Source organism: Ruegeria sp. HU-ET01832 (assembly GCF_040371315.1).
Classification (GTDB): domain Bacteria; phylum Pseudomonadota; class Alphaproteobacteria; order Rhodobacterales; family Rhodobacteraceae; genus Ruegeria; species Ruegeria lacuscaerulensis_A.
On record NZ_BAABWL010000003.1, the window covers coordinates 15,808 to 29,697 of the forward strand.

Annotated in this window: 8 protein-coding genes; 3 read left to right on the plus strand and 5 right to left on the minus strand. The window is 57.2% G+C overall.

The window, feature by feature from the left end; translation table 11 throughout:
* A complete protein-coding gene (locus tag ABWV79_RS10110) occupies positions 1 to 1,464 on the minus strand; it encodes a caspase family protein (protein WP_353391744.1) in 1,464 nt (487 codons plus the stop codon).
* 150 nt (positions 1,465 to 1,614) lie between these two features.
* Here ABWV79_RS10110 and ABWV79_RS10115 point away from each other — a divergent pair, with 150 nt between their 5' ends.
* Positions 1,615 to 2,670, plus strand: coding sequence for an OmpA family protein (locus tag ABWV79_RS10115; protein WP_353391745.1), 1,056 nt, complete (start codon positions 1,615 to 1,617; stop codon positions 2,668 to 2,670).
* A gap of 5 nt (positions 2,671 to 2,675) precedes the next feature.
* Here the strand turns inward: ABWV79_RS10115 and ABWV79_RS10120 are convergent, their stop codons facing one another.
* The 4 genes from ABWV79_RS10120 to ABWV79_RS10135 all read right to left on the minus strand — a co-directional run bounded on the left by ABWV79_RS10120 (position 2,676) and on the right by ABWV79_RS10135 (position 10,882).
* Positions 2,676 to 4,610, minus strand: a complete 1,935-nt coding sequence (locus ABWV79_RS10120; protein ID WP_353391747.1) for a caspase family protein — start codon at positions 4,608 to 4,610, stop codon at positions 2,676 to 2,678.
* A 19-nt stretch (positions 4,611 to 4,629) separates the two neighbouring features.
* Entirely contained in the window at positions 4,630 to 8,241 is a 3,612-nt protein-coding gene (locus ABWV79_RS10125; RefSeq protein ID WP_353391749.1) for a two-partner secretion domain-containing protein, read from the minus strand.
* Positions 8,168 to 9,907 (minus strand): ShlB/FhaC/HecB family hemolysin secretion/activation protein, encoded by a 1,740-nt coding sequence (locus tag ABWV79_RS10130; RefSeq protein WP_170356395.1) that lies wholly within the window; start codon positions 9,905 to 9,907, stop codon positions 8,168 to 8,170. The genes ABWV79_RS10125 and ABWV79_RS10130 overlap by 74 nt, the downstream gene beginning before the upstream one ends.
* Positions 9,908 to 10,081: 174 nt before the next feature.
* Complete coding sequence (locus tag ABWV79_RS10135; RefSeq protein WP_353391750.1) at positions 10,082 to 10,882, minus strand: M15 family metallopeptidase; 801 nt, start codon at positions 10,880 to 10,882, stop codon at positions 10,082 to 10,084.
* 205 nt (positions 10,883 to 11,087) lie between these two features.
* Between ABWV79_RS10135 and ABWV79_RS10140 the strand changes: the two genes are divergently transcribed.
* Both ABWV79_RS10140 and ABWV79_RS10145 read left to right on the plus strand, forming a co-directional pair.
* Positions 11,088 to 11,663 carry an OmpA family protein gene (locus ABWV79_RS10140; protein ID WP_209197444.1) on the plus strand — a complete coding sequence of 192 codons (576 nt, stop codon included), beginning with the start codon at positions 11,088 to 11,090 and terminating at the stop codon, positions 11,661 to 11,663.
* 36 nt (positions 11,664 to 11,699) lie between these two features.
* Positions 11,700 to 13,883 (plus strand): serine/threonine protein kinase, encoded by a 2,184-nt coding sequence (locus tag ABWV79_RS10145; RefSeq protein ID WP_353391751.1) that lies wholly within the window; start codon positions 11,700 to 11,702, stop codon positions 13,881 to 13,883.
* Positions 13,884 to 13,890: the final 7 nt, after the last annotated feature.

Consider the following 13,890-nt stretch of genomic DNA (forward strand, 5'->3'; position numbering starts at 1 on the left):
TTAGCCCTGACATCCGCCCAATGCCCAACGGCGCAGGTTGACTTTCAAACCGCCGCCAAAGGGGTGTTGCTTGGCGACATTCCCGGCCTCGGGGCGGTTGACATAGGTCTGGGCCTGATTGCACAGGTCCTCGGGCGTCCACTGGTGGCAATTCGAACAGGACTGGTCTTTCCACAACTCATCCGGCAAACCTTCGATCGGAGGGAACAGTGGCGCGCCTGCTACCAGTTGGTTAATCGTTTGCCCGCGTACATGGTCGTTGCCGAAATCCAATACAGAATCGAGCGTCATCGGGGTGTTGCCCTGTGGTCCTGTTTCTGACAAATCACCATCCGCCTCGGTCTTACGGGTCACGGTTTCCTCACCGTATTTCAAGGCAGCCAAACGTTCGGCTGCTTTGCCCGAGAACACCCCTTCAGGGAAACTTTGCAGATAGACCTCATATGCGTGGACTGTGTCATCAGCCAACGCCAGTTCGTACATCAGGCGTTCGGTTTCATTTGCTTCGATCACCGTTTGCTCCGGCACTTTGGGTTGCGGCGCGGTTCCAAAGGATTCGGCTAGAACGGTCTGCAAAAGATCGCTTGCTTCGGTAGCATAAGCGCTGTCTGGAAAGGCGCGCATAAACAGCATGATCTGAACCGGATCACGCGAAGTCGTTGCCTCCTGCCAAAGCTCCTCTTCGCTTCGGGTCTGGACGGTGGGCGTCTGAACCTGCGATGAGAAGGCAAAATCCTGTGTCAGGGACGAGGTATCCCAAGGCGTTTGCAACCCTCGGGTCTGATCCAAAACATCCACGCGGACTTTCTTGAACAAGTGCTCGATAGCCATTCCCGGCGTTTCAATGTGTTCGGCCAAGCTCAACGTAAACGGGCTGTTGCCCTTCTCACCATCCAGTGCGACGCCGCCGGGATCCGTGGCGTAGGCTAGAAATGTACCTGTGGGGGCTTTCATCTCGGCCAGGCCGTTGTCATCCATATCGGCCAGATTTTCGAACGGGTTGTTCCGGCAGGCATCCAGAATGACGATATTGGTCTTGTTATGCGCCGAGGCCATCTGGTGCAGGACCGAACGCGCCTCGACCGCCATTAAATCAAGATCAGCGGGGTCGCTCAGCGAGATATCGACAGGTAGCAAATAGTTCGACCCAAAGGACTGCACCCCGTGGCCCGCATAGTAGAACAACCCAACCGCATCCTCGCCACCCTGCCGCAGATCGCGGCCAAACTGGGCAATGGCGCGCTTCATCTCGATCTGCGTGCTGTCAGTCAAATTGCGAACGTCGAACCCAAGGCCCTTAAGTTTCCGCGAGATCAGCGTGGCGTCATTGACCGGATTGTCCAATGGCGACACCGACGCATAAGCCGAATTGCCAATAACCAATGCGATCCGCGGCTCGGCCATCGCCGGCGCGGCCCACGAGATCGAAATCATCGCAATCAGAAAGTAAAAAATGCGAAGCACGTCGGGTCCTTTGTTTCGGGTCCTTTATCACGCCCGTGACGCCATGGCATCACGTAAGCCTGATTATATTTAAATATGTCATTTGACTTTATTGTGGCCATCGCCTGACATATCCCGAATTGACCAGCAAGCATAGGAAGAGGTTCACACATGCCAGGCTCAAACTTGATGCGAAGCATTTGTGCCATAACCGTCATTTTGCTGTCTAACGCAGCATGGGCCCAAAGCGCGGATCCGTTTGAACATGGCTGGACGTTGGATGCAGGCGCCTCGGAATTACAATTTCTATCCGTCAAGAAAAGCTCGGTCGCAGAGAACAGCGGTTTCGCCAGCCTGTCGGGCGTGATCGGCCCCGATGGTGCCGCCGAGATACGGGTGCAGATGGACAGCGTGGACACCAAGATCGACCTGCGCAACGTGCGGATGCGGTTTTTGTTCTTTGAAACCTTCAAGTACCCCGAAGCCATCATCACCGCCCAGCTTCCCCCCGAAAAATTGGTCGACCTGCATCAGGCGCGGCATAAGATCATCGACCTTCCCTATTCTCTGTCGCTACACGGTGTGACCAAGGACGGCGTTGCGCAGGTTGCGATCACTCTGGTCGACAACGACCGCGTGGCCGTGGCCAACACCACACCGATTGCCATCGCCCTGCCCGATTTCAACTTGGAAGAAGGCCGCGGCAAGCTTCAAGAGGCCGCGGGCGTTGATATCCTGCCCTTCGGTTTTGTCAGCTTTGGCTTCGTGTTCGACCGCGCGCAGGCGGGCACGCCGCCGCAACTGGTCGCGGCCTCGACCACCCCCGGCGCTGCGGCGCTTGAGACCAAAGGCAATCTGGACCGCGAGGCTTGCGAAGGCCGGATGGAGATCCTGTCCCGCACCGGCAATATCTATTTCAACTCGGGCAGCGCGCGCTTGTCCGACGCCTCGATCCCGCTGCTAACCAACCTGCATGACATCGTGAACCGCTGCCCGGACCTGACGATCGAGATCGGTGGGCATACGGATAGTGATGGATCAGATGCGGCCAACCGGGTGCTCAGCGAACGGCGGGCGCAGGCGGTGAACGCCTATCTGGTCGATCAGGGGATTGCGCCGGAACGTCTTGTAACCGTGGGCTATGGCGAAAGCCGCCCCGTGACCTCGAACGACACGGCAGAGGGCAAACGCCGCAACCGCCGGATCGAATTTGTGCCGGTGAACTAGAGGCGTCAGTTCGCCGCCAGGATGATCGGATCGAACCCGCCGCTGCGCCATTGTTGCAGGGCCGAGATGAAATTCGGCCCCGGCACACCGTCGATGGTGCTGTTGTAGTACCCGGCCTTTTGCAGCAGCTTTTGCACTTCAATCACCGTCTCGCGCGTCCACTGGTCCGAGGCCAGCGACAGTTGGTTCACGATCGCCCCGTCATCCTCAGCCGCGCCACGCAGCAACATGCGCGCGGCCTCAAGCGGATCGCGGGGCACGCCGCGCCCTTCGTCCAGCAGGATCGCCGCTGCCAAATAGCCCTGATATTCGCCTTCACGTGCGGCGCGCTGGAAATAGCCAAGTGCCTGATCGGGCGAGCCTGTAATTCCATCCTGCGCCAGAACGCCCAGATTGAAAGTCGCCTTGGCTGACCCCCCATTTGCTGCCTGTTGCAACAGCGCGATTGCGCGCGCTTCGTCCTTGGGGACGATCTGACCTTCAAACAGAGTTACGGCAATATTGATCATCGCATCAAAGCTGCCCCCTTGGGCGGCTTGTTCATACAAAGATAGCGCTTTGGCTTGATCCTGCGACACGCCTGTGCCGCCCTCATGCAGCTGTGCCAGCGAGACCATGGCCCGCAGGTCCCCGGCTTCGGCCGCTTGCTTGTAAAGCGTTACCGCCCGATCCACGTCACCGGCGGCAATCGTCGCTCGCGCCAACAGTGCCACGTAGTGCGTCAAATCAGGCGTTTGCGCCGCTGCAGCGCTGCACGCCTGAATGGCCGTCAGGGCATTTTCCTGAAGACGGCTAAAGGGCACGCCGGGGATGCTGGCCGTGCGGTCGCGTGGATGCGTTGCCAGACGTTCGCAGATACCGCCGGGCGTGCTGTCCTCGGGGCGCGGGATGGATGCGATCAGACGCTGCGCCTGTGCCGCATGGGCACCGTCGGGATATTGCTCAAGGTAGAACTCCAGCAACGGGCGCATCCGGCTGCGCTGTGCCAGCTTCCAAAGACGCTCAGCCTGTTCGTCTTTGTCCTCGACCGCCACCGCGCGGGTCAGTGTCTGCCCCTGCCCGGCCCGATCCAGAAAGGCCACGACCTCATTCACATGCGCACCCTGCGGGTAGCGGTCCATATAAAGCTGCATCAGGGACGCATCCTGCGCGTTCGCTGCCACCTGCCACAGCAGCGTCTCCTCGGACGCAGTCACGGGGCTGTTGTCGAACCGGAACTGCCGCGTCAGGGATGAGTTGTCCCACGGAATCTGCCGTCCCCCGGTCGAGGCCAGCACGTCTTTGCGCACCGAGATCATCAGGTCCGAAATGTCCTGACCCGGCGTATAGATATGGCTCAGCAGCGCCTCGGTGAAAAAGCTGTTCCGGCCGGTGCCGTCATAGGCCACGTTGTCCGGCTGAGTCGCATAGGCAAACATGAAATCCGCCGCGCTGCCAACCCGTGCCAACCCCTCGCCACCAACCTCAAGACCCGTTCCTTCGAACGGGTTGTCGCGACAGGCATCCAGAAACACCAGACGGATACCGTCCGAGCGTTCCATCCGGTTGACGAATTCCTCCATCTGGACTGTCTGCTCGGGGATGTCTTCGGGCTTGGTGATCTGCGCATCGACAGGAACCAAATAGTTGCGCCCGTTCACCTGAAACCCGTGCCCGGCATAAAACAGCAGCGATACGTCGGAATCCGCAGCAGTCGTGCCATAGGATTCCGCCAGCGACAGCATCTCGTCCCGTGTCAGGTCGGTGCCCAGAAACACCTCGAACCCCAACCCCTCCAAAGCGATGGCGAGATCAGAGGCATCGTTGATCGGGTTGTCCAGCGGGCTGACAGACACGTAGTCGGAATTGCCGATAATCAGCGCAACCCGTTTGTCCGCCAGAGCGATGGTCGCACTGAACAGCATCAGGAAAAGCGCTGCGAAGCACCGTTTCAGAGCCAATGGTCTACTCTCCGACGTATCAAAGGCCGATGGCGCGGGTCAGTCCGATATCCGCCTGACCGACCGCTGCCACAATCGTTTCTACCTGTTGGTTCTGAACGATGGCAAGCTCGGGATCGGTTGCTCTAATCAATGTGATGGCCTTGCGGATCTCACGCTGGGCCTGACGGATTTGCCGCCGCGCCTGCTGTACCGCCTCGCGGCGGATCGCGTTGCGCTCTTCGGCGGTAGTGGCCAGCGACAGGCGACGATTGGCTTCGTCACCCGCCTCGCGGATACCCGCGCTGGCGCCGCGAATGATGTCACCGACGGATTCGAGCCCCGGTGGCAAACCCTTCACGATACCGTCAAGTTCGGACGCGTAGTCATCCATCGCTTCGGCAAGACAGGCCAGGTATTCACTGACATTCTCACCGCTGCTGGCGCAGGATGCGATCTCGCCTCCGAATTCCTCGGATACGTTTTCAACAGTCCCAAGTGTTGCTTCAGCCTCGGCGACTGTTGTCACAGCAGTGCCACCACCTCCGCCGCCTCCGGTTATAGTGGTATCAACGGTCGGAGTAACTTCTACCTCGGGTGTGGGCGGAACGGGTATCGGCTCCACTACTGTCACAACCGAACCGGGCAAAGACACAATTTGATATCCTATTTCGGCTGAGCTGAGCAAAAACGAGGTCGACAGCGTAAATGTCGTGGTGCCATCGTCGTTTTCGATGAAGTTCAACCCCTCAAATACTGTGGACGTATCCAAAGAATCAGATGGGGGACCAAACAGGTAAACGGAAGGCCCACCAAAAATCGTGCCCGTCGTCGCATTGGGCGGCTGTTCGCCCTCAACAACCGCGATATCGTCTGGAATAGCAAACACTACCGGCGAGGTCGTGTAATTTGCCGGGCCTGTCCCACCCGATCCCGGAGCCCAGGTGTTTTCAAAGTCCCAGCCTTGTGCCGAAGCAAGGTTGAAGAACGTCACTGTGTCGTTCAGTTGGAACGTGGACAGTCCCGTGCCACCGGCGCTGGTATTCTGCCCGGAACTCTGCGTGTCCCAGAAAGATGCGGTGACGGTCCCGGAATTACTGCCGATCAATCCGCCTAACATCGGAGTGTCGCTGCCGGAGAAATCCACACTGCCGTTCGAATAGCTGCGTGTGACCGAACCACCGTCGTTTATTCCGACCAAGCCACCGACGGCTACGGTATCCATCGGGCTGGAAAACTGGCTTACACCCCGGACGTCCGAGTTAGAATACGAGTCAACGATCGAACCGAAGTTCTCGCCGACCAATCCGCCCATGATAAACTCGCCAAAGCCAAGTCCGGTCACCGAACCACTACTGAACGAACGCTGAATGACCCCAGAATTCTCTCCAACCAAGCCACCGACCAAAACGAAATCAGCCTCGATCGGATCAACCGTGACACTGGCAGTCGAGAAACTGTCACTGATTGTACCGCCATCGTTAATGCCAACCAGCCCGCCGGTCACGTCGTCACTGCCGGTGAAGCTGCCCGACACACTAACGCCCGAGATTGTCCCAAGGTTTTCACCGGCAAGTATGCCACCACCTTGAGCGGTAATATCCGCATTCCTGATACTCAGGTTACGCACTGTACCGTCCAGAGTGCCGAAAAGGCCGCCGAAGGTGAAGTCGTTGTCTATGAACAGGTTGTTGATAGAAAACCTGTTACCTTCAAGCGTTCCTGAAAAATCTGCAGGGACAAAACCAAATGACCAGCTGGACGTGGGCGAGGCATCGATGTCGTTGACCAGCGCAAAGGATTGGCTAGAGCCGTTGAGACCCTGCAAACCATAGATATCGGTTAACTGGAACGGGTTCGCGCCCGACCCGTTGCCGCCCGTGGCGCGCAGGAATGTGGCGTTTGGCGAGACGATGAAATCGCCCGCGAAAAAGCTGGGCAGCGTGGCCGAAACCTGATCCCAGAATCCTGCAACCAAGTTGAACGTGGCCACACTTATGCTACCGCCGGGGCCGGTGGTGATCCGGCCTACTCCGTCGACCGCCCCCATTGCATTCAGCAACAACCCACCGTTGACAGCGTTGATCGCACCGTTGATCGTGATCATGTTATCCGCGATCAGGAACAACGTATTTGCCGCCATCCAGTCGATATCAGCGTTGATCGTGATATTGCCGTCATCTGTGCCGGTCACAGACGTAGTCAGAAACACATCCGCAGATTCAAGCTGGGCTTCCAGACCCGCTTCGGTAAACGTGCCCGGAATCGTTATGTTCACCGGATCGATCAACAGATCTCCGGTTTCCCCATTCGGAGCGCGCAGGTCGGTAAAACCGCGATACACCAGATCGATCTGCCCCGAGACCTCGACAAAGCCGCCATCGCCCGCAGTATCCCCGCCACGGGCCGATATCTGGCCGTGGAACTCGGTCAGGTCATCGGACCAGATAATAACGCGACCGCCATTGCCTTCGTCTCCGCCGTCGGCTGAGATACTGGTGCTCGCATCTACGAAGGTTGTCTGCGCCGTAGGCAGCGTGCCACCACCCTGAAAATCGCCGCCGACCAGAATGGCTCCACCATCTCCGCCACCCGCCCCGTCGGATGTCAGCGTGGCCCCTGCCAGCGTGATCGCCTCACCAGTTATGGTAATAGACCCACCGTTCTGAGTACGCACCTTTGGCCGAAGCGACGTTTCGACAAGTGTTTCCTGAGCCGACGTATCGATCGTGCCACTGACCCGAACGCCGCCGCCGCTGCCACCCAAAACGACAGCTCCGGATACTCCGCCAACCGATTGGGCCTCGATCACGCCAGACATGTTGATTACCTGTCGCGCCGCATTCCGAGCACTGGCCGCTTTGAGGTGAACAGAACCGCCATTGGCTTCGATCCGCCCTGAATTGGTAATCAACGCCTCCATCATGGCGTCATCGCTATCCGAAGGAACAGCGACCTGCAAAAAGCCATCGCCAGAAATATCCAGTGTTACTTGTTCACCCGCACCAAGCCCCACCTTGCCAAGAGGCACACGGATCAAGCCCGAATTGGAAACTTGCCCACCAATTAGCGCTGCATACCCGCCCGGAACAATCGAGATTGTTCCCGCGTTTTCCACTGCGGCTGAACTACCATTTCCGGCAAAGCGATAGCGCCCGTTAAGGAAATCTTCATCCGTTACATCCAGAGTCGAGGCCACGAAGCCACCCGCATTGACTGCGCCGTTGGGGCCAATAAAGATACCGTTAGGGTTAACCAGAAACACCTGACCATTGGCATTCAACTGGCCGAGAATTGCGCTGGTCGCATCCCCTGTCACTCGGTTCAAAATCACGCTTTCTTGCCCGGGCTGGAAGAAATTAACTGTCGAGCCAGAACCGATCGAAAACCCGTTCCAATTCACTACGGCCGCGCCCGACCCCTGCGTAATGTCCAGCTGGTTGCCGCTGGGTTGCGCAATCGTAACAGTTCCCGCCGCCACGGTTCCGCCATTGGGCAGCGTTTGTGCCAGAGCTGTCGTGCCCCATAGCGTTGCCGTGGCTGTCAAAATTGCGCCGCGGATCACTGTGGCGCGAGCCCTAAAATCTGCGACTTGCAACAATAGTGAAGCGGTTTTCGTCTGCCCCCAGGTCATCGCGTTCACCCCTCCCATATTCAACTCGTAACGATCCCGACTTGTAGGTCGAGTCTTCAATTGCAATCAAATCAGCACCGATCCCATAGGCGTAGGCCGTAGTCGTGCTTTGCTCAAAAACTGTAGGTTGTTCTATTCCCAATTCGCCGTAAGCACCAAACACATAAGGCTTCAGGATCAGCGGCAACCCAGCCACTTCGACCCGCTGCGATCGACCCACTTCGGACCGCACGACCCATCCGTCATCGCCACGCAACGAACCCGCATCAAAGGTCGACAATTCGCTGGTGCTTGCGATACTGAATTGCTCGGACGTCACCAGAGCGTCCCCGAAGCTGGTTTGAATTCGGCCGTTCAAAGCCAACGACCAGTTGGCATTCAGAGGACGCTGATACTGGCCAGACAGAACGAGTTTCGTAAATTCCGGTTCAGCGCCCTGGCGCGAGAATGGAGTTTCTCCGGGGCCGACCGAGGTTCGCGCGCCGAGGATGTCCAAACCCCTTGAAAGCACAACACTCCCGCGCAGGAAGCCACCATTATCATAGGCGCGTGTGCCATCCAAAGTGGCGCGCAGCACGCTGATATCGTCGTCAAAGACCGGAATCTCAAAGGGACCGACCAACAGGTTCTGCGTATCGCTGATACGATCCAGGATCAGTTGCGATGAAAGATTAACCTTCCTGGATCTAATCCACGGATAATAGAGCCGCAGCGAAAACCGTTCGAACTCGCTTTCGTTAGGTAAAAAATCCGTGTCGGGGCGCGCTTCGCTAGAGGTCACCTCGGCGTTAATCGTAAAGCCATCATACCCGATCGGGAATACCGCACCTGCAGCCAAAATCCGATACTCAGGGTCACCCGAGAAAAATCGCGTCGGAGACCCACCCAGGTTAAAATAGAATGTCTCACCCAGATCCAGCAGGCCATTGAACTCAAGTCCAAGGCTCAGATTCAACGGACCAAGATCGTCCGACAGCGTATTGTCGAACCCATATGAGCCGGTAAATTCCTTGAACTCTCCATCCAAGGTCAGAACGGTGCCGCCATTGCTGTCACCTGCCGACAAGGTCGACGCCAAGCGAACTCCGAACGTATCACCTGCAAGCAGCAAGGCGCGCTCGATCTGCTGCAGTTTGATGCCACGCTTGCCGATTAACGGCTGGGTAATCTTGACCACGCGGTCCCGGACCTCTTCCGGAACTTTTGTTGCGTCAATACGCTCGACGAACCCGTCGACTACAACGATCCGTAACGTTCCTCCATCCCGCAAAGTTTGCTGCGGCAGAACGACCCGACTCAGAACAAAACCGGCATTGCTATATGCGCTTTCAAGGCGATTTGTGGCCGCAAAAATTTCAGAGGCAGCAACACGCTTTCCCGTCAGTCGTTCAATAAAGGCAGCGTTGGCGGCCTCCATTTGCGGCAGAGCGCCTTCAATATCCACGCGCCCGACTGTCACAAACAATCTGTCCGCACCTTCGGGAACCGGCGCGCCAGGGTCTCTGGCGACAGTAACAGGGCCCGTATTGCGTTGATTTTGCGGCTGAAATGTTGACGGCGCCAAATTCGATGCGCTTTGGGCCAGCACCGCGTCCGAAAGGACAAGACTGCCACCGGTTGCAAGAGCAAATATCATGCTGAGACGCGGAATCCGCATGATCGCCTGAGGTAGAGTCTTTGGCATTCGTAACCCTTAGTGAAACTTTAAAACAGAACCTAGCAAAGCCCAGCCCGCAGGCCAAAGCAAGATTGTATTTCCCAATACAGGATACCCGTCTGGATTGAGGTCATCCATATCACGATTGGTTCCGAGACTGTCCGTGTCCTAGTTCACAGAGCGTCGTATCATTCGACGATTTTACAAAAGTCCCTGCTCCAACCATTCTTCGATCTTGTTGCGGCTAACCTCGAAATGCATCGAGTCTTCTCGACCCCAGGCCGCACCCCATACCCAGCCCTCCTGCCGGAAGAAGTCGGCCAGAATAGTCAGGCCCAGCTGGGTTTTACCATCGCCTAGCGTGTCCAACACTCCGTCGATATTCAAGTCAACAGCCAGGCCATAGGCATGGGCCGATGCGGATGAGGTCGCGCCACGAATCCGCCGCACACACAAGGACCCGGCTGTATTGATACGTGCAAAGAGGTCGGGGTCCGTGCGACGGATGTTTTCGAAAACAACGCGCAGAGAGTCTATTGCCGGTTTCAACATGCGTACCCGTACCGGGCCGACTTCTTCTAATACAAGGTTTTCTTCTAACCGCGGGTTGGTCATGGACTGACAATTGTCTGTTAAGTCTTCGCGCGGCAGCCCGAATTTCTCTTTCAGAAACGACGAACTCGCCAGTTTGAGTTCTTGATTAACGTCGTTGCGGTTGGCGATAAGGACAACCTGAGCGTAAGCATCAATGATCTCGTTTGGGCTGGTGCTGTCATATCCATAGTCGTCCGCCCCGTCTGCGCCTTGCAACACGGCCGAACCGTCGCTTTGGGATCGCGATATCTCCAGCGACAGCCTCTCAATCTCGTTGCGCATATCTTCAACTTGCTGGCTCAGCATTTCGATTTCGATCCGCGCGCCTGAATCGATTGCCGGCCCCTCAAAATCACTTTCCATTGGAACGATCAGTGGGAAAACATACCAGATAACAGGGGCCAACATAATCGAAACCCCAAGAATTACTGCCGGAACTATGCGCATCTGATGTGTTTACCTGTATCTCAATTCAATTGCGCCCAAATCTAAAAGTCGCCGCGCAAGATGTCACGTGCTCGGCTTTATTTCTTAATCACAAATGTGACTTTCTTCATTGTCGCACACCTGAGGCACGGGTACTCTTTGTCCCAAACAGGGAAGGACTCCGGTAATGATTACTTTTTCTCGACTTAAATTTTTTGGGGCTTCGGCCGTGGCCCTCGTTTGCACGACACAATTCGCTTTGGCCCAATCCAATGAACTAACAGCCGACGAAATCACCGATGCATTCAACAAGCAAAAAACGCGCGGCTTGGTGATCGTACCTTCAACATCCGCGACTGAAGCAACCGACGAAGCTGTGGAAACCACAGTTGCTGCCGCCCCGGCCGAATATCAACCGGTGGCCTCGGAAGATCAGGTTAATATACAGGTTCGGTTCGACTTCGCCTCGGCCGCCTTGCGCGATGATCAAAAACCCAAGCTGTCCTCCTTGTGCCAAGCGATGAAAAACGTCGACGTTAACGTCTTTCAGATCATCGGCCACACTGACAGCGCAGGATCTGCGGACTACAATCAAAATCTGTCTCTGCTGCGCGCGAAAGAAGTCAAACGCTTTCTGGTCAGCGATTGCGGTATCGCCGAAGGGCGACTGGAAGTACTGGGCGTAGGTGAAGCCGAACCTCTGAACAAAGACGATCCGCGTGCTGACGAAAACCGCCGCGTTGAATTTCAGGCGCTCGGCTGATTTAGTCTCCTCATAAAACACAATTTCGAGGGCAGCATGACTGAATCCCGCGCAGGCGACCTGTTTCAGCCGGGCGATCTGGTGAACAATACATATCGGATCGAGGCAATCCTTGGGCGGGGTGGTACCTCTGACGTTTATCGTGCGCGCTCCGAGATATCGGGGCGTCTGGCCGCGCTTAAGGTTCTGAAGGCCGAATTTTCCAGCAACGACGATTACCTCGTTCTGTTGACCCGTGAGGAAGAAATCCGCGACATCCGCCATGATGCGGTGGTGCGCTATTCCGAAAACAACCGTACTGCCGACGGACATGTCTATCTGGTGATGGACTATGTCGACGGGCCGGGGTTGGACCGGAAACTGGCTGATGGTCCCATGTCGGCAGACGATATTCTGACCATCTGCAAGCGCGTCTGCGAGGGGCTCGAGGCCGCGCATGCGCGCAACATCGTCCACCGTGACCTGAGCCCCGACAACATCATCCTGCGTGACGGTGATCCTGCGCAGGCAGTAATCATCGACTTTGGCATCGCCAAGGATACCAACCCCGGCGCAGAAACCATCGTGGGCGGAGAGTTCGCTGGCAAATACGCCTATGCCGCACCCGAGCAGCTGTCGGGAAAGACTGACCAGCGTACCGACATCTATTCCCTGGGCGCGCTGCTGCTGGCGAACTTCCGGGGCGAAAAGGCCAATTCCGGGCGTAACTTGCTGGAGGTTGTGGAAAGTAAAAAACAACCGCTGGATACTACAGATGTGCCCGAGCCTCTGAAAACCGTGCTGGACAAGATGACAGCGCCGGACCCCGATGACCGGTATCAGTCGACCAGCGACGTATTGAGGGCTTTGTCCTCGGCCCGGTCGGGACAGGCGGAATCCCCCCCTGCCGAAACCGATGACGACGCAACCATAATCGTACCCAAAAGCAAACCTGCGGCCCCTGCGCAGCCTACCCAGGCCGTCGCAGCACCCGCTGCACCTCCGGTCGAAACGCCCGAGAAATCGCGCACCGGGCTGGTTGCCGCCCTTGGCGCGCTGGTCATTGTCGGCGGTGGCGCAGGTGCCTATTTCAGCGGCGCATTCGACAGCTTTACTGGGCCCCAATATCCCGTAGCCGCACCCTATACGTTGGTGGCGGACAAGCGCGAGGGCCTGCCGCCACGCGCCGTCGGTTTTGTTCCTTCGGAAGACACACGGGACACGATGACACGCGAGATCACCGATCAGGGTGGGACGGTTGATCTGACGTTGGCGTCTGGGGAAATCTCGGAAAGCTGGGGCGCTGCGGTCAGTGACGTCATCGAAACAGTGATGGAGCTGGATGAATGGCGGCTGGTCGTGAACGGAAACGATGCTCAATTGACCGGACAAACCACGGATCAGGCGCTGCATGACAAGCTGGAACAGCTTTATTCAGCAGGACTGCCCGCCGGGTTGCAGGGCTCAGTCGAACTAGAGCTTGAGCCACTGTTCCTGCCCGCTGCCGATATCCGCCCGATCCTTGCCGGTCTAGCCGATTGCGGCGCACTGAAACTGGAAAACGCCCCCACCGCCGGGTACGGCCCTGAGACCCCTGTTCAGGTCAGTGGCACTCTGGCGTCTCAGGACAGTTTGGTTGGGCTGAATACCGCTTTGACCGCACTGGTCGGTGAGCGGCCGATTGATCTGGACGGTGTGAACGTGTTGAACCCGACATTATGCCTGATCGAGAACTACCTACCCAGTGCTCCGGCCAGCGACATCTCTATCGCGTTTTTCAACGGTGAACAAAACGACGCCCCGAACCCAACCGGAGATTTTGTCGTAGGACAGAACCCGGTGATTGACGTGGACTTACCGCAGGATGTGCAAGACGGGTTCCTGTCTGTCTCGGTTCTCGATGTGTCTGGTAACGTGTTCCACTTACTGCCAAACGTGACACGTCAAGAAAACGGGATTGCCGCGCTGCGGGATGGAGAAAGTGGGCCATTGTCGGTTCGTGTGGCGTATTCCATCCCCGAAAGTCAGGAAAACGGCGGCATTGCCTTTCAGGTTGATGACAGCACCTTGGGCAAAAGCAAGGTAATCGTGCTGCATACCGACAATCAACTGTTCGACACACTGCGCCCCACCACGGAATCCGCCGCCGGATACGCCGAGGCGCTGCGCGAACAGGATCGCAACGTGGAAACGCAGATTTTGTCACTGGACAGCCGTATCCTGACCACCCTCGCGCAATAGCGCGGGG